The sequence below is a fragment of the Pseudomonas paraeruginosa PA7 genome, from assembly GCF_000017205.1.
GTDB lineage: Bacteria > Pseudomonadota > Gammaproteobacteria > Pseudomonadales > Pseudomonadaceae > Pseudomonas > Pseudomonas paraeruginosa.
The window spans coordinates 3,515,822-3,539,703 of record NC_009656.1 but is presented as its reverse complement, the minus strand read 5'-3'; the positions used below and the strand labels follow the sequence as shown (position 1 = coordinate 3,539,703).

At 68.4% G+C, this 23,882-nt stretch carries 15 protein-coding genes; 8 read left to right on the top strand and 7 right to left on the bottom strand.

Going from position 1 to position 23,882, the window contains the following annotated elements:
- Nucleotides 1–200: 200 nt before the first annotated feature.
- From PSPA7_RS16195 to PSPA7_RS16180, 4 genes are read left to right on the top strand one after another with little or no spacing between them, the layout of a single operon-like run.
- Nucleotides 201–8,078 (top strand): Ig-like domain-containing protein, encoded by a 7,878-nt coding sequence (locus tag PSPA7_RS16195; protein WP_012076118.1) that lies wholly within the window; start codon nucleotides 201–203, stop codon nucleotides 8,076–8,078.
- Nucleotides 8,078–9,355, top strand: a complete 1,278-nt coding sequence (locus PSPA7_RS16190) for a TolC family protein (RefSeq protein WP_003153546.1) — start codon at nucleotides 8,078–8,080, stop codon at nucleotides 9,353–9,355. Before PSPA7_RS16195 ends, PSPA7_RS16190 begins: the two co-directional genes overlap by 1 nt.
- Nucleotides 9,345–11,516 (top strand): type I secretion system permease/ATPase, encoded by a 2,172-nt coding sequence (locus PSPA7_RS16185; protein ID WP_041025362.1) that lies wholly within the window; start codon nucleotides 9,345–9,347, stop codon nucleotides 11,514–11,516. The genes PSPA7_RS16190 and PSPA7_RS16185 overlap by 11 nt, the downstream gene beginning before the upstream one ends.
- On the top strand, nucleotides 11,506–12,693 hold the full coding sequence (locus PSPA7_RS16180; RefSeq protein ID WP_012076116.1) for a beta-barrel domain-containing protein: 1,188 nt from the start codon (nucleotides 11,506–11,508) through the stop codon (nucleotides 12,691–12,693). Before PSPA7_RS16185 ends, PSPA7_RS16180 begins: the two co-directional genes overlap by 11 nt.
- A gap of 108 nt (nucleotides 12,694–12,801) precedes the next feature.
- Here PSPA7_RS16180 and PSPA7_RS16175 read toward each other — a convergent pair whose 3' ends face one another.
- The 4 genes from PSPA7_RS16175 to PSPA7_RS16160 all read right to left on the bottom strand — a co-directional run bounded on the left by PSPA7_RS16175 (nucleotide 12,802) and on the right by PSPA7_RS16160 (nucleotide 16,842).
- Complete coding sequence (locus PSPA7_RS16175; RefSeq protein WP_003153547.1) at nucleotides 12,802–13,380, bottom strand: HD domain-containing protein; 579 nt, start codon at nucleotides 13,378–13,380, stop codon at nucleotides 12,802–12,804.
- An 88-nt stretch (nucleotides 13,381–13,468) separates the two neighbouring features.
- On the bottom strand, nucleotides 13,469–14,023 hold the full coding sequence (locus PSPA7_RS16170; protein WP_003153549.1) for a helix-turn-helix domain-containing protein: 555 nt from the start codon (nucleotides 14,021–14,023) through the stop codon (nucleotides 13,469–13,471).
- Nucleotides 14,024–14,180: 157 nt separating this feature from the next.
- Complete coding sequence (locus PSPA7_RS16165; protein WP_012076115.1) at nucleotides 14,181–16,376, bottom strand: xanthine dehydrogenase family protein molybdopterin-binding subunit; 2,196 nt, start codon at nucleotides 16,374–16,376, stop codon at nucleotides 14,181–14,183.
- Nucleotides 16,377–16,380: 4 nt separating this feature from the next.
- Nucleotides 16,381–16,842 (bottom strand): (2Fe-2S)-binding protein, encoded by a 462-nt coding sequence (locus PSPA7_RS16160; RefSeq protein ID WP_012076114.1) that lies wholly within the window; start codon nucleotides 16,840–16,842, stop codon nucleotides 16,381–16,383.
- Nucleotides 16,843–17,171: 329 nt separating this feature from the next.
- Here PSPA7_RS16160 and PSPA7_RS16155 point away from each other — a divergent pair, with 329 nt between their 5' ends.
- Together PSPA7_RS16155 and ndhC are read left to right on the top strand one after the other, a co-directional pair.
- On the top strand, nucleotides 17,172–17,495 hold the full coding sequence (locus PSPA7_RS16155) for a DMT family transporter (protein WP_012076113.1): 324 nt from the start codon (nucleotides 17,172–17,174) through the stop codon (nucleotides 17,493–17,495).
- Between the two features lie 12 nt (nucleotides 17,496–17,507).
- Nucleotides 17,508–17,906, top strand: coding sequence for an NADH-quinone oxidoreductase subunit A (gene ndhC, locus PSPA7_RS16150; RefSeq protein ID WP_012076112.1), 399 nt, complete (start codon nucleotides 17,508–17,510; stop codon nucleotides 17,904–17,906).
- Here ndhC and PSPA7_RS16145 read toward each other — a convergent pair.
- Nucleotides 17,903–18,454 carry a helix-turn-helix domain-containing protein gene (locus tag PSPA7_RS16145; protein WP_012076111.1) on the bottom strand — a complete coding sequence of 184 codons (552 nt, stop codon included), beginning with the start codon at nucleotides 18,452–18,454 and terminating at the stop codon, nucleotides 17,903–17,905. The two genes, ndhC and PSPA7_RS16145, sit on opposite strands and share 4 nt — an antisense overlap.
- A gap of 82 nt (nucleotides 18,455–18,536) precedes the next feature.
- Here PSPA7_RS16145 and PSPA7_RS16140 point away from each other — a divergent pair, with 82 nt between their 5' ends.
- On the top strand, nucleotides 18,537–19,070 hold the full coding sequence (locus PSPA7_RS16140; protein ID WP_012076110.1) for a GNAT family N-acetyltransferase: 534 nt from the start codon (nucleotides 18,537–18,539) through the stop codon (nucleotides 19,068–19,070).
- A 68-nt stretch (nucleotides 19,071–19,138) separates the two neighbouring features.
- On the top strand, nucleotides 19,139–21,502 hold the full coding sequence (locus PSPA7_RS16135; protein WP_079262240.1) for a DNA polymerase II: 2,364 nt from the start codon (nucleotides 19,139–19,141) through the stop codon (nucleotides 21,500–21,502).
- A gap of 3 nt (nucleotides 21,503–21,505) precedes the next feature.
- On the opposite strand, the gene PSPA7_RS16130 is transcribed toward PSPA7_RS16135, so the two are convergent.
- Entirely contained in the window at nucleotides 21,506–22,174 is a 669-nt protein-coding gene (locus tag PSPA7_RS16130) for a hypothetical protein (RefSeq protein ID WP_003154187.1), read from the bottom strand.
- On the bottom strand, nucleotides 22,158–23,567 hold the full coding sequence (locus PSPA7_RS16125; protein ID WP_003154189.1) for an alpha/beta fold hydrolase: 1,410 nt from the start codon (nucleotides 23,565–23,567) through the stop codon (nucleotides 22,158–22,160). Before PSPA7_RS16125 ends, PSPA7_RS16130 begins: the two co-directional genes overlap by 17 nt.
- Nucleotides 23,568–23,882 lie beyond the last annotated feature (315 nt).

The window sequence follows — 23,882 nt, the reverse complement described above, 5'->3', positions numbered from 1 at the left end:
TATATATTGATTATCAAGAAGATAGGGCTGTGATGGCTAAGTGATTTCAGATTCTTGAGAAGTTGTATCGATTGGTTTTCCACCAGGGGTTTTCTTAGTCGTTATATATAAAGTCAGACTCGCCTTTTGTTTAAAAGCTGCTATTTCTGGATTACATGGTGCGACCGCTCGGTCGCTGCTTGACAAGAGGAATGTCGGAAATGACGATCCAGGCGAAAGTTACCTCCATCGATCAAAGTATTTCTTCTGCGGCTGCCGTCGAAATACCGGAAAACGGGATCATCCATCTATCCCAGAGCAGCAATGTCGCGCTGGACGTCGCGCCGGACGCGGTGGCGGGATATTCGAAGAGCGGTTCCGACCTGATCGTCCAGCTCAAGACCGGTGAAACGGTCCGGATCGCCGACTTCTACGCCGAAGGCCAGCCCTCCAGCCAGTTGTTCCTGGCCGACAAGGACCAACTGGTGGCGGTGGTCCTGCCTCCGGTGGCCGCCGACGGGCCGCTCATGGCCGGCTACATCCCGCAGGAAAGCTTCGCCGGCTTCGAGTCGCTGACCGGCGCCGGGCTGCTCGGTGGCATGAGCGCCGGTACCGCGCTGTTGATCGGTGCCGCGGTGATCGGTGGCGGCGTGGCGCTTTCCAACAGCGGTGGCGGCGGCGGTGGGGGCGGCGGCGTACCGCCGGATACCACCCCGCCGAAGGCCGCCAGCGGGCTGAAGGTTGCCCCCGACGGCAGCGGCATCAGCGGCCAGGCGGAGGCCGGCGCGAGTGTCGGCATCGATACCAGTGGCGACGGCAAACCGGACATTACGGTGATCGCCGACTCCAACGGCAATTTCACCGCGCCGTTGAACCCGCCGCTGACCAATGGGCAGACGGTCACCGTGGTGGTCACCGACCCTGCCGGCAACGCCAGCCCGCCGGCGCAGGTCGTCGCGCCGGACACCACCGCACCGGCGCCGGCCACCGGGGTGCAGGTCGCGCCGGACGGCGGCAGTGTGATCGGCAAGGCCGAGCCGGGCGCCACCGTCGGCGTCGACAGCAATGGCGACGGCCAGCCGGATACCACCGTGGTGGTCGGTCCCGACGGCAGCTTCGAGGTGCCGCTGAACCCGCCGCTGACCAATGGCGAGACGGTGACGGTGGTGGTCACCGACCCGGCCGGCAACAGCAGCACTCCGGTCACCGCCGAAGCACCCGACTTCCCCGACGCGCCCCAGGTCAATGCCAGCAACGGCAGCACCCTCAGCGGTACGGCGGAAGCGGGCGTGACCCTCGTGATCACCGACGGCAACGGCAATCCGATCGGCCAGGCCACCGCCGATGCCAACGGCAACTGGACCTTCACTCCCGCTAGCCAACTGCCGGATGGCACCGTGGTCAACGTGGTGGCCAGGGACGCCGCCGGCAACAGCAGCCCGGCGACCTCCATCACCGTCGACGGCGTGGCGCCGAGCGCGCCGGTGGTCGAGCCGAGCAATGGCAGCGAGCTCAGCGGGACCGCCGAGCCGGGCAGCAGCGTGACCCTGACCGACGGCAACGGCAACACGATCGGCCAGGTCACCGCCGATGCCAACGGCAACTGGACCCTCACTCCGTCCACTCCGCTGCCGGACGGCACCGTGGTCAACGTGGTGGCCAGGGATGCCGCCGGCAACAGCAGTCCGCCGGCCAGCGTTACCGTGGATGCCATCGCGCCGGCCACGCCTATCGTCGATCCGAGCAACGGTACGACCCTCAGCGGGACCGCCGAGCCGGACAGCAGCGTGACCCTGACCGACGGCAACGGCAACCCGATCGGCCAGGTCACCGCCGATGGCAGTGGCAACTGGACCTTCACCCCGACCACGCCTTTGCCCAACGGCACCGTGGTCAACGCCACGGCCACCGATCCGTCCGGCAACGCCAGCGCGCCGGCCAGCGTCACCGTGGACGCCGTGGCACCGGCCACGCCAGTGGTCAACCCAAGCAACGGCACCACGCTCAGCGGCACCGCCGAGCCAGGCAGCACCGTGACCCTGACCGATGGCAACGGCAACCCGATCGGCCAGGTCACCGCCGACGGCAGCGGCAACTGGAGCTTCACGCCGAGCACAGCGTTGCCCAACGGCACCGTGGTCACCGCCACGGCCACCGATCCCTCCGGCAACACCAGTCCGGGAGCCAGCACCACCGTGGACTCGCAGGCCCCGGCCGCGCCGCTGGTCGACCCGAGCAATGGCACGACCATCAGCGGCAGCGCCGAGCCGGGCAGCACGGTGACCCTGACCGATGGCAACGGCGACCCGATCGGCCAGGTCACCGCCGATGGTAGCGGCAACTGGTCGTTCACGCCGATTACGCCAATGGCCGATGGATCCGTGATCAATGCCAGCGCGACCGATGCCGCCGGCAACACCAGCGGGCAGGCCAGCGTCACCGTGGACGGCGTGGCGCCGGCCACGCCGACCGTCAACCTGAGCAACGGTAGCAACCTCACCGGCACCGCCGAGCCGGGCAGCACGGTGACTCTCACCGACGGCAACGGCAACCCGATCGCCGAAGTCACCGCCGATGGCAGCGGCAACTGGACCTACACCCCGAGCACGCCCATCGCCAATGGCACCGTGGTCAACGTGGTGGCCCAGGACGCCGCCGGCAACAATAGCCCGGGTGCCAGCGTCACCGTTGATTCCCAGGCACCGGCGGCGCCGGTGATCAACCCGAGCAACGGCATCACCATCAGCGGCAGCGCCGAGCCGGGCAGCACCGTGACCCTGACCGATGGCAACGGCAACTCGATCGCCCAGGTCACCGCCGATGGCAGCGGCAGTTGGACCTTCACCCCATCCACCCCGCTGGCCAACGGCACCGTGGTCAACGCAACGGCCACCGACCCGACCGGTAATACCAGCGCTCCGGCCAGCACCACCGTGGACTCGGTGGCGCCGGCCGCGCCGGTGGTCAATCCGAGCAACGGCGCGGAGATCAGCGGCACCGCCGAACCGGGCGCCAGCGTGACCCTGACCGATGGCAATGGCAATCCGATCGGCCAGGTCATCGCCGATGGCAGCGGCAACTGGAGCTTCACGCCGACCACGCCGCTGGCCGATGGCACCGTGGTCAACGCCACCGCAACCGATGCCGCCGGCAACACCAGCGGGCAGGCCAGCGTCACCGTGGACGGCGTGGCGCCGGCCACACCGACCGTCAACCTGAGCAACGGTAGCAGCCTCACCGGCAGCGCCGAGCCGAACAGCACGGTGACCCTCACCGACGGCAACGGCAACCCGATCGCCGAAGTCACCGCCGATGGCAGCGGCAACTGGACCTACACCCCGAGCACGCCCATCGCCAATGGCACCGTGGTCAACGTGGTGGCCCGGGACGCCGCCGGCAACAGCAGCCCGCCAGCGACGGTGACCGTCGACTCCAGCGCGCCGCCGGCGCCGGTGATCAACCCGAGCAATGGCACGACCATCAGCGGCACCGCCGAGGCCGGCGCCAGCGTGACCCTGACCGATGGCAACGGCAACCCGATCGGCCAGGTCACCGCCGATGGCAGCGGCAACTGGTCGTATTCCCCGGCTACGCCGCTGGCCAATGGCACGGTGATCGTCGCCACCGCCACCGACCCGACCGGTAACACCGGGCCGCAGGCCGCCACCACCGTGGACTCGGTGGCGCCACCGGCACCGCTGGTCAACCCGAGCAACGGCGCGACCATCAGCGGCACCGCCGAAGCCGGAGCCAAGGTGATCCTCACCGACGGCAACGGCAACCCGATCGGCGAGACCACCGCCGACGGCAATGGCAACTGGTCCTTCACCCCGGGCACGCCGCTGGCCAATGGCACGGTGGTCAACGCCGTGGCCCAGGATCCGGCCGGCAACACCGGCCCGCAAGGCAGCACCACGGTGGACTCGGTGGCACCGCCGAGCCCTGTGGTCAACCCGAGCAACGGCAACGTCATCAACGGCACCGCCGAGCCGGGCAGTACCATCACCCTAACCGATGGCAACGGCAACCCGATCGGCCAGGTCAGCGCCGACGGTAGCGGCAACTGGACATTCAGCCCCGCTTCGCAACTGCCCAACGGCACCGTGGTCAATGCCACCGCGACCGATGCCGCCGGCAATACCAGCGGTCCCGGCAGTACCACCGTGGATACCTCGCTGCCGTCGATCCCGCAGGTCGATCCGAGCAACGGTTCGGTGATCAGCGGCACCGCCGATGCCGGCAATACCATCATCATCACCGACGGCAGCGGCAACCCGATCGGCCAGGTCAGCGCCGATGGCAGCGGCAACTGGTCGTTCACACCAGGCATTCCGCTGCCGGACGGCACCGTGGTCAACGTGGTGGCGCGCAGCCCGAGCAACGTCGACAGCGCGCCGGCGGTGATCACCGTGGACGGCGTGGCGCCGGCCGCGCCGGTGGTGGAGCCGAGCAATGGCACGGAGATCAGCGGTACCGCCGAGGCCGGTGCGACCATCATCCTCACCGACGGCAACGGCAACCCGATCGGCCAGACCACCGCCGACGGCAGCGGCAACTGGAGCTTCACGCCGAGCACGCCGTTACCCAATGGCACCGTGGTCAACGCCACGGCCACCGATCCGGCCGGCAACACCAGCGGTCCGGCCAGCGTCACCGTCGATGCCGTCGCGCCGCCTGTGCCGGTCATCAATCCGAGCAACGGGGTGGTGATCAGCGGCACCGCCGAAGCCGGAGCCAAGGTGTTCCTCACCGATGGCAGCGGCAACCCGATCGGCGAGGTCACCGCCGATGGCAGCGGCAACTGGACCTACACCCCGTCCACCCCGCTGGCCGATGGCACGCTGGTCAACGCCGTGGCCCAGGATCCGTCCGGCAACACCAGCGGTCCGGCCAGCGCCACGGTGGACGCGGTGGCCCCGGCCGCGCCGGTGGTCAACCCGAGCAATGGCACGGTGATCAGCGGTACCGCCGAGGCCGGTGCGACCATCATCCTCACCGACGGCAACGGCAACCCGATCGGGCAGACCACCGCCGACGGCAGCGGCAACTGGTCGTTCACCCCGGCCACCCCACTGGCCAACGGCACGCTGATCAATGCCGTCGCCGAGGATGCCGCGGGCAACGCCAGCGGCCCGGCCAGCGCCACGGTGGACGCGGTGGCACCGGCCGTCCCGGTGATCGACCCGAGCAACGGCAGCGTGATCTCCGGTACCGCCGAAGCCGGCGCAACGGTGATCCTCACCGATGGCGGCGGCAACCCGATAGGGCAGGCCACCGCCGACGGCAGCGGCAACTGGAGCTTCACCCCGGCTACGCCGCTGGCCGATGGCGCGGTGATCAACGCCGTGGCCCAGGATCCGGCCGGCAACACCAGCGGTCCGGCCAGCACCACGGTCGACGCGGTGGCCCCGGCCATCCCGGTGCTCAACCCGAGCAACGGCAGCGTGATCGCCGGTACCGCGGAGGCGGGGGCCAAGGTGATCCTCACCGATGGCAACGGCAACCCGATCGGCGAAACCACCGCCGACGGCAGCGGCAACTGGAGCTTCACCCCGGCTACGCCGCTGGCCAATGGTACGGTGGTCAATGCCGTGGCCCAGGACACCGCCGGCAACACCAGCGGCCCGGCCAGCACCACGGTGGACACGGTGGCCCCGGCCACCCCGGTGCTCGATGCGAGCAATGGCACGGTGATCAGCGGTACCGCCGAAGCCGGCGCCACGGTGATCCTCACCGACGGCAATGGCAACCCGATAGGGCAGGCCACCGCCGATGGCAGCGGCAACTGGAGCTTCACCCCGGGCACGCCGCTGACCAACGGCACGGTAGTCAATGCCGTGGCCCAGGACGCCGCGGGCAACACCAGCGGTCCGGTCAGCACCACGGTGGACGCGGTCGCCCCGGCCACGCCAGTGATCGCGCCGAGCAATGGCGTCGAACTCAGCGGTACCGCCGAGCCCGGCGTCAGGGTGATCCTCACCGACAGCAACGGCAACCCGGTCGGCCAGACCCTCGCCGACGGCAGCGGCAACTGGACCTTCACTCCGAGCACGCCGCTGGCCAACGGCACGGTGGTCAATGCGGTGGCCCAGGACCCGGCCGGCAACACCAGCGGTCCGGCCAGCACCACGGTGGACACGGTGGCTCCGGCCACGCCGGTGATCAACGCCAGCAACGGCAGCGTGATCACCGGCACCGCCGAAGTTGGCGCCAAGGTGATCCTCACCGACGGCAACGGCAATCCGATCGGCGAGACCACCGCCGACGGCAGCGGCAACTGGACGTTCACCCCTGGCACGCCGCTGGCCAACGGCACGGTGATCAATGCCGTCGCCGAGGACGCCGCGGGCAACGCCAGCGGCCCGGCCAGCACCACGGTCGATTCGGTGGCGCCATCGGCGCCGTTGCTGAGCATCAGCGCCGACGGCGCGCTGCTGACCGGCACCGCCGAGCCGAACAGCCAGGTGCGCATCGTGGTCAACGGTGATACCGCCAACCCGATCACGGTGAACGTCGATGGCAGCGGCAACTTCAGCCTGCCGTTCGCGCCACCGCTGGTCACCGGCGAGCTGATCGCCGGCGTCGCGGTGGATGCCGTCGGCAACGTCAGCGGACCGGCGACGATCAATGCGCCGGACCTGGCGCCGCCGACCATCAGCGTGCCGGAGGCCGCCGATAGCTGGATCAACGCCGCCGAGATCGGCGATGGCATCCAGGTCGACGTCGCGGTGCGCCCGACCATGCAGGCCGGCCAGGTGATCACCGTCAAGTTCGCCGGACAGAACGGCTACGAGGCCGAGGTCAGCCATACGCTCACCGCAGGCGACATCGCCATCGGCAACGTGACCCTGACCTTGTTGCCTCCCAGCGGCCAGGGACCATTCCCGGAGGGTGCCTCGACCGTCACCGCCGACATCAACGGCGGCACCGCGTCGAACACGGTGAGCTTCACGGTCGATACGGTCCCGCCACCCGCTCCGGTACTGTCACTGGTGGGCAACATCCTGACCATCTCGACGGAACCGGGCACCGAGGTCACGGTAGAGGTGAACATCGGGGGAGCCGTGGCGACGGTCACGCTGACGGCCGACAATACCGGGCTTGCCTCGCTGGACCTGTTGACGGGCCTGGATATAGACCTGAGCTGGGACCAGTTGCTGAACGCCCAGGTTTCGGTAAAGGGCGAAGATCTGGCGGGCAACCCCAGCCCGGTGGCTTCCATTGGCGTCGGGACCAACATTCCGCAGCCGGTGACCATTGGCAACTTCGGCCTGGATGTCGGGCTGCTGCCGCCGACCTTCGGCTTCAGCGGCGATACCGCCCCCAACTCCGGACTGGAAGTGCGCGTGGTGACCCCGGCGGCGAACGTGACCGTGCCCTTGACCGCGGATGCGTCCGGGCATTTCGCGCTGAACCTGCTGGACCCGGCGCTGTTGCTGCAACTGGGCCTGGGGAGCATCACCGATCTGCTCAACCTCGGCTCGCAGCTGTCGTTCAATGTCGTCGCCATCGACAGCAACGGCAACGACAGCGCGTCGTACGGGATCACGTTGAGCGGTTCCGGGGTCGGTCTCAACATCGGCCAGATCGACGTCAATGGCACCAGCGGGGATGATGTGCTCTCCGGTGCCAACGGCAGCTCCGAGCACATCAATGGTGGTGCCGGCAGCGACCTTATCCTCAACGTCGGCACTGGCGACCAGGTACAGGCGGGGGATGGCAACGACACCATCCAGATCACCGCGACCGACTTCGTCAGCATCGACGGCGGGAACGGTTTCGACACCCTGCTGTTGGCCAACGGCATCGACCTCGACTACAACGCCGTCGGCGTCGGCACGCTCAGCAACCTCGAGCGTATCGACCTGGGCAAGGGTGACGGCGGCAGCGTGCTGACCCTGACGGCGGCGGAGGTGGACGTCATCACCGATGCCAGCAACACCCTGCAGATCACCGGTGAAAGCAACGACACGCTGAACGTGAGCGGCGCGGTGAACACCGGTACCACGCAACTGATCAACGGCATTACCTACGACGTCTACACCTTCGGCAGTACCACCCTGCTGGTCGAGGACAACACGGTACAGGTCGTGGTCTGATGCGCGGGCGCCGGCAGTACGCGCGCAAGGGACGGCGGTGCGGGAAGGGAGCCATCTGGCTCCTTTCCCTGGGCCTGCCGATGTTCGCGCCGGCCATGCCCCTGGACCAGGCGGTCAGGGCAGGGCTGGCGATCCACCCGGAAGTACGATCCGCGATGGCCGAAGCGGACCGCGCAGGCACCGAGGTGGAGATGGCCAAAGGGGGGTACTACCCCTCCGTCACGATGTCCGGAGGGCCGCAGGAGTTCGACTTCGGCGAGATCGTCTACGATCTCACCGCGTCGCAGATGCTGTACGACTGGGGGCGGGTGACGAGCAAGGTGGACAGCGCCAGCGCGACCCAGCGCAAGCTGTCCGAGGCGGTGCTGGTGGCGCGCGACGACGCGGCGCTGGACATCGTCGAGACCTATCTCGACGTGCTCGCCTCGGAGCGCCGGGTCGAGGCGGTACGCGCGCACATCCAGCGCCTCGATGGCATCCGCGAGATGACCCAGGCGCGCGGCGGCGACGGCTATGCCGACCGCAGCGAGCTGGACCGCGCCAACCTGGAGCTGGCGCGTGCCCAGGAACAGCTGTCACTGGAAAAGGGCAACCTGCAGGACGCGCGCAACCAGTACGCGATCCTGGTCGGCCAGGAGCCTGCCGACCTGGTGGAGCCTGAGCCGATGTCGCTGCAACGCTACCTGGCGGCCAGCGATATGGCGCGGGTGATCCGCGAATCGCCTTTGCAGCGCAAGGCCCTGGAGGACGCCAATGTCGCCGAGGCCGAGGTCCGCGAGGCCAAGGCCTCTCTGCTGCCGCAGCTGAACCTGGAGGCCAGCGCGCTGCGCCGGGAGATCGGTGGGCATCCGGAGAGCGACTCGGTGGTATCCCTGCGCTTCCGCATGGATACCTTCCAGGGGCTTTCCAACTTCCGCCGGCCGACCGCCGCGCAGCAGCGCCTGGAGTCGGCGAAATGGACCGCCGACGCGATGCAGCGCGACATCCGCCGGCAACTGCAGAACCTCTTCGACAACGGCGACACGCTGCGCTGGCGGGAACAGTCGTTGACCCAGCAGGTGACCGAGTCGGAGCAGGTCGGCGAGCTCTATCGCGAGCAGTTCGAGGTCGGCCGGCGCGACGTGATCGACCTGCTCAACGTGCAGCGCGAGCGCTTCGAGGCGGAGCGGCAACTGATCAACCTGCGTATCGAACGCAAGCGCATCGAGTATCGGGCGGCCGCGCAAGTCGGCCTGTTGGGTCCGCTATTGGAGAACCGGCTGAATCATGGAAGCTGAGAAAACCCCGGATAACGTCGTGATCCTCAACCACGACCCCGTCGTCGACCCGTTGCGCCAGGGCCTGTTGCTGCTCTGCCGGCAGCTCGGCCGGCCGCTCGGCGACGCCGAGCTGGTGGACGGCATGCCGCTGGAACACGGCCGCCTGCCGTTGCACCTGGTGGCCCGCGCGCTGCGCCGGGCCGATATCACCGCCCGGGTCGAGCGGCAGCCGCTGCGGCGGATCGACGCCTACCTGCTGCCGGCCCTGCTGTTGCTCGACGATGGCGGCAGCCTGGTGCTGGTCGGCAACGACGGCGAGCACGCCGAGGTGCTGGTGCCGCAGAGCGACGGCGGCCGCGAACGCCTGCCGCTGCGCGAGCTGGAGGCGCTCTACAGCGGCACGGCGATCTTCGCCAAGTGCCGCTACCGGCCGGACGGGAGGGTTGGCGACTATGCCAGCGCCTTGCCCGAACACTGGTTCTTCGGCCCGCTCAAGCGCCTCTGGCGCTCCTATGCCGAGGTTACCGCCGCGGCTCTGATGGCCAACGTCCTGGCGGTGGCCTCGGCGCTGTTCGCCATGCAGGTCTACGACCGCGTGGTGCCCAACGCGGCGTTCGACACCCTGTGGATCCTGGCCAGCGGCGTGGCCCTGGCGATCGTCCTCGACGGCGTGCTACGGATCATGCGCGGGCATCTGCTCAACGTGCTCGGCAAGCGCCTCGACCTGCAGCTCTCGACACTGTTGTTCTCCCGCGTACTGAGCACGCGCATCGCCGCCAAGCCGGCGTCGATGGGCGCCTTCAGTACCCAGGTGCGGGAGTTCGAGTCGGTGCGCGAGTTCTTCACCTCGTCCAGCGCGGCGCTGATCAGCGACCTGCCGTTCGTGGCGATCTTCCTGCTGATCATCGCGCTGATCGGCGGCCACGTGGTCTGGGTGCCGCTGGTGGCCTGCGTGCTGATGGTCCTGCCGGGACTGCTGACCCAGCGCCTGCTCGGCCACCTGTCGCGACAGAACCTGCGCGAGGGGGCGATGAAGAACGGCGTGCTGCTGGAAGCCTTCGAGCATCTGGAGACGGTCAAGGCGACCCGCGCCGAGGGTCGTTGCCTGCACCAGTGGGAAAGCCTGACCGGCGAGCTGGCCGGCACGGCGATGAAGACCCATACCCTGGCCTCGACCCTGAGCTACCTGGCGGGCATCGTCCAGCAACTCTGCTACGTCGGCGTGGTGGTGTTCGGCGTCTATCGGATCAGCGAGGGCGCGATGACCGTCGGCGCCCTGGTCGCCTGTTCGATCCTCGCCTCGCGGGCCATCGCGCCGCTGTCGCAGGCGGCCGGCATCCTCGGCCGCTGGCAGCACACCAAGGTGGCGATGGAAGGCCTCGACCAACTGATGAGCGCCGAGCAGGAGCGGCCCAAGGGCAAGCGCTTCGTGCACAAGGAGCGCCTGCTGGGAAACTATCGCCTGGAAGGCGTGCGCCTGGCCCACGGCGACAGTCCACCGGTGGTCGACGTGCAGGCACTGGGCATCCGCGCCGGCGAGCGGGTGGCGCTGCTCGGCGGCAACGGCGCCGGCAAGTCGACCCTGCTGCGCCTGCTCAGCGGCCTGCTCGACATGCAGTCGGGCCGCCTGCTGCTGGACGACGTCAGCCTGACCCAGATCGACCCGGCCGACCGCCAGCGTGGCATCGGCTACCTGCCGCAGGACGTGGCGCTGTTCCATGGCAGCCTGCGCGACAACCTCAACCTGGAGAACGCCGCGCTGAGCGACGAGGAACTGCTGGGAACCCTCGACGGGGTCGGCCTGGGCGCCTTCGTCCGCGGCCACCCGCTGGGCCTGGACATGCCGATCCAGGGCAACGCCAGCCTTTCCGGCGGCCAGCGCCAGGCCGTCGGGCTGGCCCGGGTACTGTTGCAGGATCCGCCGATCCTGCTGCTCGACGAGCCGACCGCCGCCTTCGACCAGACCAGCGAGAAGCAGGTCATCGACTACCTGCAGCAATGGCTGGGCAAGCGCACCCTGGTTATCACCACCCACAAGAAAAGCATGCTCGCCCTGGTCGAGCGCGCGGTGGTCCTGCGCCAGGGCAGGGTGATCATGGACGGCCCGCTGGAACAGGTGGTGCAGGGCAACCAGGTACAGGCGCCGCAGGCCGCCGAAGGAGGCAACCATGGAATCTGAGCGCAATGCCGCCGCCCTGCGCCGGCAACTGGCCGACCCGCTGCTGGCGGCTACCCATCCGGTCTACCGGCCGCTGCTCTGGACCCTGCTCGGCTGCGTGCTGCTGTTCATCGGCTGGGCCGCTTGGGCGCAACTGGACGAGGTGACCCGTGGCGATGGCCGGGTGGTGCCGTTCAGTCGGATCCAGAAGATCCAGAGCCTGGAGGGTGGCATCCTCGACCGCCTGCTGGTGAAGGAGGGCGACCTGGTGGAAGTCGGCCAGCCGCTGGTGCGCCTGGACGAGACGCGCTTCCTCACCAACTTCCAGGAGTCGGCCAACCAGGCCAGCGTGCTGCGTGCGGCCATCGCCCGGCTGGATGCCGAGGTGCTCGGCAGGAAGAGCATCGAGTTCCCGCCGGATGTCGATCCCGACGGGCCGTTGGCGCGTTCCGAGCGCGAGCTGTTCAAGTCGCGGCGCGACAAGCTGCTGGAAGGCAGCCAGGCGATCCAGCGGCAGATCCACCTGGCGCAGAGCCAGCTCGACCTGGTACGCCCGCTGGTGGCCAAGCGCGCGGTGAGCCAGATGGAGGCGCTGAAGCTGAGCCAGGACATCGCCACCCTCAGCGGCAAGCTGACCGAACTGAAGAGCACCTATTTCCAGGACGCCTACACCGAGCGCGCGCAGCGCAAGGCCGATCTCAGCGCCCTGGAGCCGATCGTCCAGCAGCGCCAGGACCAGTTGCGCCGCACCGAGATCCTGTCGCCGGTGCGTGGCCGGGTGAACACCGTGCTGATCAACACCCGCGGCGGGGTGATCCAGCCCGGCGAGCCGATCATGGAAGTGATCCCGGTGGAGGAGCGCCTGCTGGTGGAGGCGAAGATCAAGCCGCGCGACGTGGCCTTCCTGGTGCCCGGCATGCCGGCCAAGGTGAAGATCACCGCCTACGACTACACCATCTATGGCGATCTCAAGGGCACCCTGGAGCAGATCAGCGCCGACACCATCGAGGAGGACACCCCGCATGGCAAGGAGTCCTACTACCAGGTGCTGATCAAGACCGACGGCAGCCAGTTGAAGCGCGGCGAGGAGGTATTGCCGATCATTCCGGGGATGGTCGCCGAGGTGGACATCCTCAGCGGCAAGCGCAGCGTGCTGAACTACCTGCTGCGCCCGCTGATCAAGGCGCGCCTTTACTGAAGCGTGCAGGATAGGCCCCGGTCGGTGGAAACGTGCCAGCCGCTTCCCTGTAGCCATGGCGAGCTACGTAGGCGGTGGCGCTGGTAACGCTGCCCGGGCGGGCCCACGCTAGGCGTCGCGCCGAGCTGCGAGGCGCTGTCGGGTCTTGGCGTCGAGTAGCTCGCGCAGGGCCTTGAACAGCGGTGCGCGGTCGGTATAGCGACGGCCGTAGTCGAGGTTGAAGGCATAGTCGAAGTCCGCCGGATTGTCGCCCTGGGTGTGCTGGAGCAGGGTTTCCAGCTTGTCCAGGGCCTTCACTGCCAGGGCTTCGGCGGACTCGCCGCGCTCGTATTCGTCCCACAGGGCGAGCAGGCGTTCGCGCAGCGGCGCGTCGAGGTGACGAGTCAACTGCAACAGGTCGGCGCGTTCCTGTTCGCCCTTGTCCGGGTGCGCGGCCTGCTCGACGGCTGGGATGTCGCCGTGGATCGCTTCGCCGAGGTCGTGGACCACGCACATGCGCAGGACCTTGCCGAGGTCCAGGCCGGCCAGTTGATCCTCGAAGGCCAGCGCCATCAGGCACAGCCGCCAACTGTGTTCGGCGGTGCTTTCCGGGCGACCGGAAGACGTATGCGCGGAGCGCAGGACATCTTTCAGGCGTTCGGCTTCGCGGAGGAAGTCGAGGCGGTTCTTCAGCAGTTCGAGGGACATGGCAGGGGCTCCGCTACGGATGAAGCGAGCCTGCAAGCCTAGGCGCGGGGACGCCGGCGGTCCACGGATAAAATATCCGCGGTGCCGTTCAGAGGGTTTCCACCAGCCGCACCGCGCGGCCGTCGGAGAGCGTCAGGCGGGTCCAGCGGCAGCGGCTGCGCCGGATCGGCACGATGGTCGAGGCGTTCGTTCCGCTGGCGAACTCCAGCGCCGGCGGCGCCAGCAGCTCGCGCCAGCCGAGGTCCTCGAGGGCGGCTTCCTGGCGGAGGATCTCCTCGCTGCAATACGGCCACAGCGAACGGCCGAGCAGGTCGCCGAGGGGGACGGCGAATTGCGTGGCGCGCGCCGGCGAGCAGGCCAGCAGGCGGTGGGTGAGGTCGCAGATCAGATGCATCGGCTGCGGGCTGCCATCGACCAGGCGGGCCAGCGCCCGGTCGGCGGCGGTCTCCAGGCGGGCGCCGAGGAGGGTTTCCAGGCGTGTCCGTTCCTCCGCCCGCAGTGCCTGGGCGCCGGACTCCCAGCGCGAGATGGTCGACTGGGCCACGCCGAACAGCTCGGCGGCGTGCGCCTGCTTGACCCGGTGCAGCAGGCGCCAGCGGCGCAGGGCGGGGCCCAGGGACGAAGAAGGAAGAGGCTCGGTCATGCTTGGCTACGCTGGCGAATGGACGTCGAAGTCTGCGCCCGACGCCGGGCGGAGGCAAATCGGCGCGACGCCGGGGCGACCGGCGTGGTCGGCGGCGGCCCCCGGATGGTCGCCTGAGCCGCGCCGGCAGCCGCGGGGCCGCCGGCGGGCGCCTGGTTCAGGCCTTGGCGAAGGTGGTGGGGAAGGGCAGGTGGTAAAGGCGCTGGCCGGTGGCGGCGAAGATCGCATTGGCCAGCGCCGGGCCGATCGGCGCCACGCCGGGTTCGCCGACCCCGGTGGGGGCTTCGCCAGAGGGCACGATGTGCACCTCGACCCTGGGCATCTCGGCGATCCGCAGCACCTGGTAGCCGTCGAAGTTGTTCTGCTCGACCTTGCCGTCCTTCAGGGTGATCGCGCTGTGCAGGACCGCGCCGAGGCCGAAGCCGATGCCGCCCTCCATCTGCGCGGCGATCACGTCAGGGTTGATCGGGATACCGCAGTCCACCGCGCAGACCACCCGCTCGACCTTCAGCTTGCCGTCCTTGTCCACCGAGACCTCGACGACCTGGGCGACGAAGGTCTTGAATGCCTCGGTCACCGCGATACCGCGCCCGCGCCCGGCGGGCAGCGGCTTGGCCGGGTCCCAGCCGGCCTTTTCCGCGGCCAGTTCGAGCACGCCGCGCAGGCGCGGCTGCTCTGCCAGCAGGTCGCGGCGGAACAGGTAGGGATCCTTGCCGGCGGCCTGCGCCGCCTCGTCGATGAACGCCTCCACCGCGTAGACCGTGTGCGAGCTGCCGACCACCCGCCACCACAGGGCCGGTACGCCGACCTGGGTGGTGCTCAGCTCGACCGAGACGTTGGGCACCGCATAGGGCAGGTTGGCGGCGCCTTCCACCGAGGTGCCGTCGATCCCGTCCTTGACCATCATCGCGGCGAACGGCGTGCCTTCCAGGATCGACTGGCCGACGATGCGATGTTGCCAGCCGACCAGCTTGCCGTCGGCGTCCAGCCCGGCTTCGAGCTTGTGGTAGTACATCGGCCGGTAGAAGCCGCCATGGATATCGTCTTCGCGGGTCCACTGCAGTTTCACCGGCACGCCGTTGGCGCCCAGCGCCTTGGCGATCGATACCGCCTCGACGATGTAGTCCGACCAGGCGTTGGCGCGTCGGCCGAAGCTGCCGCCGGCATACAGCGTGTTGATCTTCACCTGCTCCGGCTTCAGCCCGGCGGTGCGCGCCGCGTTGCCCTGGTCGACGGTCTGGAACTGGTCGCCGGCCCAGATCTCGCAACTGTCGGCGGTCAGCCTGACCACCGCGTCCAGCGGCTCCATCGGCGCATGGGCGAGAAAGGGGAATTCGTAGCTGGCGGCGACCTTCTTCGCCGCTCCGGCGAGCGCCCCGGCGGCGTCGCCGTCCCTGCGCGCGGGCTTGCCGGGTTGCTCGGCGAGCTTGCGGTACTCCGCCATCAGCGCCTCGGAACCACGCTTCTCGGCCTTGCTCTCGTCCCATTCGACCTTGAGCGCGTCGCGGCCTTGCTTCGCCGCCCAGAAGCCCTTGGCGACCACCGCCACGCCGTGCGGCACCTGGACTACCTCGACCACCCCCGGAATCGCCCTGGCCGCCGTGGCGTCGAACGCTTTCACCGTGGCGCCGAACAGCGGCGGGCGCTGGAGCAGGGCGACCAGCATGCCGGGCAGGTTGACGTCGAGGGTGAACTGCGCGCTGCCGTCGGTCTTGCCGGGCACATCGACGCGCGGAGCCTGGTGGCCGATCAGGCGGAAGTCCTTGGAATCCTTCAATTGCACTTTTTCCGGCACCGGCAGTTCCGCCGCCGCCGCGGCCAGCGAGCCATAGCTGGCCTTGCGCTGGCTGGCCGGGTGTTCGACGAAGCCGTCGCGGGTGCGCAGCTCGGCGGCCGGCACCCGCCATTGGCGGGCGGCGGCCTCGACCAGCATCGCCCGCGCCTTGGCCCCGGCCTCGCGCAGTTGCATCCAGGAATTGGCCATCGCCGAACTGCCGCCGGTGCCCTGCATGGTGCCAAAGGCCAGGTTGGCGTAGCGCTTGGCGTCAGCGGGGGCGCTTTCCACGCGGACCTTGTTCCAGTCCGCGTCGAGTTCCTCGGCGACGATGGTGGCGATGCCGGTATAGGCGCCCTGGCCCATTTCCACGTGCTTGGCGATCACCGTGACACTGTCGTCCGGGGCGATCCGCAGGAAGGCGTTGGGCGCGAAGCCGGACTCCGGCAGGGCGGCGGCCAGCGCGCGGCGCGCGCCGCTCCACTGGAAACCGATGCTCAGGCCGAGCACCGCGGCGCCTTTCAGGAAGCCGCGGCGCGAGCCGGGCAGGGCGTTGCTCAGATCGATCTTGCTGTTCATGGCGTCAGGCCTTCAGGGTGTCGGCGGCTTCGTGGATGGCGGCGCGGATCCGCGCATAGGCGGCGCAGCGGCAGATGTTGCCGTTCATCGCGGCATCGATCTCGGCGTCGCTGGGGCTGGCGTTCTGCTCCAGCAGCGCGGTGGCGGACATGATCTGGCCGGACTGGCAATAGCCGCACTGTGGCACCTGGAGCTTGACCCAGGCGTCCTGCACGGCCTTGCCGGGCTTGCTCCGGATGCCTTCGATGGTGGTGACGCGCTTGCCGGCGACGGCGGACACCGGCAGCACGCAGGAGCGTACCGCGGTGCCTTCCAGGTGCACGGTGCAGGCGCCGCACTGGGCCATCCCGCAACCGAACTTGGTGCCGTGCAGGCCGGCGCTTTCGCGAATCGCCCAGAGAAGGGGCATATTCGGGTCGACATCGAGGGTGATGTCCTTGCCGTTCAGAACGAGCGAGGTGGGCATGGTGGTTCTCCACGGAAAGGCCCGGGCAGGGCGTTATCTCTTGTCAGGCTGGGATACATCGGGCGAAGTGTGCGCGAGGGGCGTGGCGGACGCCTTGCACGATCCTGCGAAAGTCTAGATCAATCCTGCCGAACGCTCGGCGCGCTGGCCGAAACGCGGCGAAACATCTCCGCCCGCCGCGGGCGTTCACTCCGGCGCCGGCGATGCGCTAGGATCGCCGCCGTCGGTGACTGACCGCCCGCCCGGGCGGCACGCACGTTCAGCCGGAAGCGGGACGACCCGTTTTCCTTCTTTCATTGCGCGGGGACGACCCTGCAGAGAGGCTGAAAATGGCGTGGATCTATCTCCTGCTCGCCGGTGTCTTCGAAATCGTCTGGGCCACGGCCATGAAGGAGTCGGCCGGCTTCACCCGCCTGTGGCCGAGCCTGGTCACCCTGACGTTCATGGTCCTCAGCTTCGGCCTGCTGGCCGTCTCCATGAAGAGTCTGCCTCTGGGCACGGCGTACACCATCTGGGTCGGCATCGGCGCGGTCGGCGCCTTCGCCCTGGGTATCCTGCTCTTCGGCGAAAGCCTGAGTCCGCTGCGGCTGCTGGCGGTGGCGCTGATCGTGGCCGGCATCGTCATCCTCAAGCTGGCCACCCCGCAGGGTTGAGGAGCGACCACCATGCATGGAATTCTCAGTCCCGGGGCCTGGGCGTTCATCGCCTACGTCCTTGGCGCGGTCGCCCTTTGCCTGGTCATGCTGGGCTTGGGCCGGGTTCTGGGCGGCCGCTCGCATGGTCGGGCGAAGAACCTGCCGTTCGAGTCCGGGGTGGACTCCACCGGCTCTGCGCGTCTGCGCTTCCCGGTCAAGTACGCCCTGGTGGCGATGCTCTTCGTGATCTTCGGCATCGAGATGCCATTCCTCTATCTCTGGGCGGTATCGGTGCGGGAGAACGGCTGGGCGGGCTTCGTCGAGGTGGCGCTGTTCGTCTCCCTGCTCCTGGCCGGGTTGTTCTACCTGCACCGGGTCGGCGCCCTCGACTGGTCGCCGGAGCGTCGGCGGAGAAAGCCGCGCGACTAGTCGTGGAGAATCACCAGCAGGTAGCGGCAGGGTTGTCCGGCGGTGACGAAGGTCACCGCGCGGTCGACGCCGAAGTCCAGGCGGTCGCCGTGCTCCAGCATGAAGCGCTGCTCGCCGTAGCCAATTTCCAGGGTGCCTTCGAGCAGCCACAAGCGCTGCCGGTAGGGCCGGCCGCCCCAGCGCGGATAGTCGAGGCGGGTATCCGCCGGGATTTCCACTTCGACCATCTCGCAGCCACTGTGCGGGTCGCGCGCCCCCACCTGGCGGCGGCGGTAGCCGCTGGCCGGGTCTTCCCAGACCTCCTGCCGGTCGCGCCGGCAGAGCGGGGCGGCCGGCGCTTGCGTGTTGCCGAGCAGCTCGGAAAGGGTGACTCCCAGGCCCCCGGCGAGACGGCCGAGCACGCTGGCGGTGGGACTGCTTTCGTTGCGTTCGATGCGCGAGATCATCGCCTTGCTCACCGCGCTGCGTTCCGCCAGCTGGGCGAGGGTCAGACGGCGCTCACTGCGCAGCGTGGAGAGGCGTCGGGCGATCAGTTCATCGAGGTCCATGGCGACTCCCTGGCGGTGGATTGTCGTCCATGATATTCGTATTCCACTATATTGGAAATTTCATTGCGCAGGAGAGATGGCGATGAGCGAACCGACGATTCGCCGCCTGGCGGCCGAGGAGGCCCTGGCGCGCCTGGACGAGTTGGCCGAGGTGCTGCTGGATTGCGTCGAAGGGGGGGCTTCGGTCAGCTTCATGTGGCCGTTGCCGCGGGAACAGGCCAGCGCCTTCTGGCGCGGCGTCGCCGAGGGCGTGGCGCGCGGCGAGCGCCTGCTGCTGGTGGCGGAGGCGGGCGGGAGCATCGTCGGCAGCGTGCAGTTGCTCCTGGCGCAGCCACCGAACCAGCCGCATCGCGCCGACGTGGCGAAGCTGCTGGTGCACCGGCGGGCACGCCGACGCGGCCTCGCCGAGGCGCTGATGGGCGAACTGGACCGGCTCGCCGTGGAGCACGGCAAGTCCCTGCTGGTGCTGGACACGGTCAGCGGCAGCGCCGCCGAACGGCTGTACCTGAAGACCGGCTGGACACGGGTCGGGGAAATCCCGGACTACGCCCTGATGCCGGACGGCACGCCCTGTCCCACCACCTATTTCTACAAGCGCCTGGCTGCTGCCGGCTGACCGAAGATGCCAGCGTTCCCAAGGCAGGCCGGGTAGAATCGGCGGATGCGAGTCATTCGGGGTCGATGGTGGAGTTACTGCAAGGGTTCGTCCTGACCCGGCACTGGCGCGATACGCCGGCCGGCACGGAAGTCGCGTTCTGGCTGGCGACCGACCACGGCCCCCGGCATGTGCGGCTGCCGCCGCAGCCGTCGGTGGCGTTCGTGCCGGTCGAGCAGCGCGTCCGGGTCGAGACGCTTCTTGCCGGGGAGAGCGGCGCCGAGCTGCGGCCGCTGGCGCTGCGCGACTTCCAGCAGCGGCCGGTGCTGGGCCTGTACTGCCAGCAGCATCGCCAACTGATGAATCTGGAGAAGCGCTTGCGCCAGGCCGGCGTCGAGGTGTTCGAGGCCGATATCCGGCCGCCGGAGCGCTACCTGATGGAGCGCTTCATCACCGCGCCGGTCAGCCTGGAGGCGAGTGTCGAGGCCGACGGCAGCCTGCTCGCCCGGCGCCTGAAGCCGGCTCCGGACTATCGTCCGCGCCTGCGCCTGGTGTCGCTGGACATCGAGACCAACGCCCGCGGCGATCTCTACTCCATCGCCCTGGAAGGCTGCGGCCAGCGCCAGGTATACATGCTCGGTCCGGCCAACGGCGACGCCTCGGCCGTGGATTTCCGCCTCGACTATTGCGACAGCCGTGCCGGGCTGCTGGAACGCCTCAACCAGTGGCTGGCCGAGCACGATCCCGACGCCATCATCGGCTGGAACCTGGTGCAATTCGACCTGCGCGTCCTGCATGAGCATGCCCAGCGCCTGAAGGTGCCGCTGCGCCTGGGGCGCGGCGGCGACGAGATGGGCTGGCGCGAGCACGGCAGCCGCAACAACCACTATTTCGCCGCGGCGGCCGGGCGCCTGATCATCGACGGCATCGAGGCGCTGCGCTCGGCGACCTGGAGCTTCCCCTCGTTCAGCCTGGAGAACGTCGCCCGGACCCTGCTCGGCGAAGGCAAGGCGATCGACAATCCGTACCAGCGGATGGACGAGATCGACCGCATGTTCGCCGAGGACAAGCCGGCCCTGGCGCGCTACAACCTGAAGGACTGCGAGCTGGTCACGCGGATCTTCGCCCGTACCGAACTGCTCGACTTCCTCCTCGAGCGGGCCACCGTCACCGGCCTGCCGGCGGACCGCAGCGGCGGCTCGGTGGCGGCCTTCACCCACCTGTACATGCCGTTGATGCACCGCGCCGGCTTCGTCGCCCCGAACCTCGGCGAGAAACGCCCGGAAGCCAGCCCCGGCGGCTTCGTCATGGACTCGCGGCCGGGCCTCTACGAATCGGTGCTGGTGCTCGACTACAAGAGCCTGTACCCATCGATCATCCGCACCTTCCTGATCGATCCGGTCGGCCTGGTGGAAGGCCTGCGCCAGCCGGACGACGAGCACTCGGTGGAAGGCTTTCGCGGCGCGCGTTTCTCGCGTACCCGGCATTGCCTGCCGGCCATCGTCGCGCGGGTCTGGGAAGGCCGCGAGGCGGCCAAGCGCGAACGCAACCAGCCGCTCTCGCAGGCGTTGAAGATCATCATGAACGCCTTCTACGGCGTGCTCGGCTCCAGCGGTTGCCGCTTCTTCGACCCACGCCTGGCCTCGTCCATCACCCTGCGCGGGCATCGGATCATGCGCCGTACCCGCGAGCTGATCGAGGCCGAGGGCTATACGGTGATTTACGGCGATACCGACTCCACCTTCGTCTGGCTCGGCAGCCCCCACGCCGAGGAGGAGGCCGCGGCCATCGGCCGGGCGCTGGTGGCGCGGGTCAACGACTGGTGGCGCGAGCACCTGAAGGAAGAATTCGGCCTCGCCAGCGCCCTCGAGCTGCAATTCGAGACCCATTACCGGCGTTTTCTCATGCCCACCGTGCGCGGTGCCGAGGAAGGTAGCAAGAAGCGCTACGCCGGCCTGGTGCGCCGCGCCGACGGCGGCGAGGAAATGGTCTTCAAGGGCCTTGAGACCGTACGTACCGACTGGTCGCCGCTGGCCCAGCGCTTCCAGCAGGAGCTCTACCTGCGCATCTTCAACCGCCAGCCCTACCAGGACTACGTGCGCGACTACGTGCGGCGGACCCTGGCCGGCGAGCTGGACGACCTGCTGGTCTACCGCAAGCGCCTGCGCCGGCGCCTCGACGACTACCAGCGCAACGTGCCGCCGCATGTGCGCGCGGCGCGCATCGCCGATGACTACAACCTCCAGCGCGGGCGCCCGCGGCAGTACCAGAGCGGCGGCTGGATCAGCTACGTGATCGGCGTCGCCGGTCCCGAGCCGCTCGAGGCGCGGCGTTCGGCGATCGACTACGAGCACTACGTGGGCAAGCAGTTGCAGCCGGTGGCCGACGCCATCCTGCCGTTCGTCGGCGACGATTTCGCCACCCTGGTCGACCGGCAGATGGCGCTGTTCTGAGGCTCATTGGCGGATGAGCCGCTGGTCCAGTTGGCGCAGCCGTTCCCGGTCGAGGTTGCGCGGCAGGACGAGAGTGTCCGAGCCGTTGGTCAACGGCGACTCCACGGGCCTGTTGAGTGGGATGACGATACGCTCGGCGTCGTAACGGATTTCCTTGGCGTCGGTCAGGCCCTGCTTCTGTAGTTGATGGATGGCTTCGAGGCGGGCGTCGGCGTCGGCTGCGCTGGGCGCCGATTGCATGACCTTCAGGTAGATGTCCAGCGCCTCCCGGCCATTGAACGGACCTTGCCCCAGGTGCTTCACGAATACCCGGTAGACGCCTCCCACCGCGCGGCACAGGCGGCTGTTGCCGTTCTGTACGGCGATGTCGGCCTGCAGCCTGGCGTCGCACTGCTGCTTGCTCATGTTGCGGGCTTCGGACTTTTCGCTTTGCGCGCAGTAGGCGCTGCCGTAGAGGTCGCCGTCCTTGTCGCAGCGGCCGTAGCAGATATCGTGCAGGCGGCAGGCCTCGCTGAGCGAGCAGCCCGCGACGTCGTCCGGAACCAGATACTGGGTGAAGCCGGAGCCGCAATAGGTGGCCTTGTCTTCGGCGGCGCTGGCGGCAGGCGCCATCCGCGGGGCGAGCAGAACGACGGCGAAGCCGATCAGGAGCAGGCTAGAGAGGGTTTTCATAGAGGACGTCCTGTTCGCTGCGGGTGCCGGGTTCCGAGAGTTGCCGTTGCAGCCGCCGGTGCATGGCCGTGGCTTTGAGGTAGTGGAAGTCGAAGCACTTGCCGAACGAGAAGTTCTTCCGCACCGGGTCGTGGCACTCCCGGTAGTAGGAGGCGCCAGCCGTGCGTTCGTAGATGGCCTTGCTGACGGCGGTGGCCATGAAGGCGATTACCTGGTCGTTGAAGATATCGTTGTGGTCTGCGATGAAGGACTGCGAGGTGTAGATGAAGTTGACCGGCTCGTTGCTGTAGCAGGGTATGCGCGGCAGCGCCGGATCGGCGTTGCCGCCGTCCACGCTGCAGAAGCTCCTGAAGCGCCATTTGCCGATATCGGTGTCGTCGATCACCCGCGGTTCGGGTGGCCTTGGCGCGCAGTTGTCGCTGCCATCCGGCAGCGGGCACTCGCGGTCGATCAGCAGGGCGGTCCGATACAGGCTGTAGTTGCCGAGGGCGGTGGTATCCAGGTCTTCTTCCCGGAGGCGATAGCGGGTTCCGTTGTAGGTCCTGTCCAGGTCCACCTGGCTCCAGGTGAGGTTGACGCCGATCCATTGGCCGAGCGGGAAGGCGAAGTGGGTGGCGCTGTCGCCGTGCGAACTGATGACGTACAGCAGCGGCGGCGGCCGGGCTCCCAGGGCGCCGACCTTGAGGCTGTTCTCCTTGAGCAGCAGGCCCTGATTGGCCTCTATCGCCGGATTCAGCATGATTATCGCGTCGCCGAAGGCGCGTATCCGCTGACCCTCCTGCAGAGCCAGCAGGCGTTCGAGCAACGGGTCGTGAAGTGCGCCGAGGGTGATTGCGCCGCCGAAGCTGTGGCCGACGATCACCAGATAGTTCCTGTCCTTGCGATCGATCCGTTCCAACTGGGCGAGCAACTCGGCGACGCCACCCCGGCCGACTTCCTCGGCGACGGCCTTCCTGTCCCAGTAGGTCAGGTTCTCGCTATACAGGCCATGCATCGACTTGCCCCGCCAGCCAACATAGAGGCCGACCAGCCTGCGTTTGCCCAGCACCCCGGAGGAGGCGAGATTGGCGAGTGCCTTGTTGAAGCTGGCGACGTTGCCGTCGTCCCGTCCCGCGTTGTGCTTCCAACCGTGAATGAACACCACCATGGCGATGTCCTCCCGGGCGGAGTAGCGCTTTAGCTGGTCGATCAGGCGTTGCGTTCTGGCAGGCGCGAAGTCGTTGCCACGCTCGCTGTATTCGACGAAGCCGATCTCGTAGTTCGGATGGCGTTCGTAGTAGCTGTCGCTGCAAGGCCGCATGTCGGCGCAGGTCGATTCGCTGTCATCGCGCAGCGGGGCGTTGGTGGCGCAGCCTGCCAGCAGGCAGGCTGCGAGAAGGGCGAGTATTTTCATGAGATTCCCGCGTGGAGATTCTTTTCCCGCGCGCCAGAACTCGACCGGTCGCTACCCGTTAGGCAGGCCGGTCGGTACGCTCTGGCGCTGTCGGTGCCCGTGTCGCCGGCCGGGTGCTGTCATGGGGGATGGGAGAGCGCAGGCGGAGAAGTCGTCCCGCGAAAGGCTGGGGAGGCGTGTGTCCGGGTCCCCTGGAAGCGGGCCTGGGATATCCCGGAAAGGCTCGTCGTGGGGCGAACTGTCGAAGACGTTGACATGCTGAACCACCACTTCCGTGTCTGTTCTGCAACTGTCTATAGACCGCCGAGGGGTGGG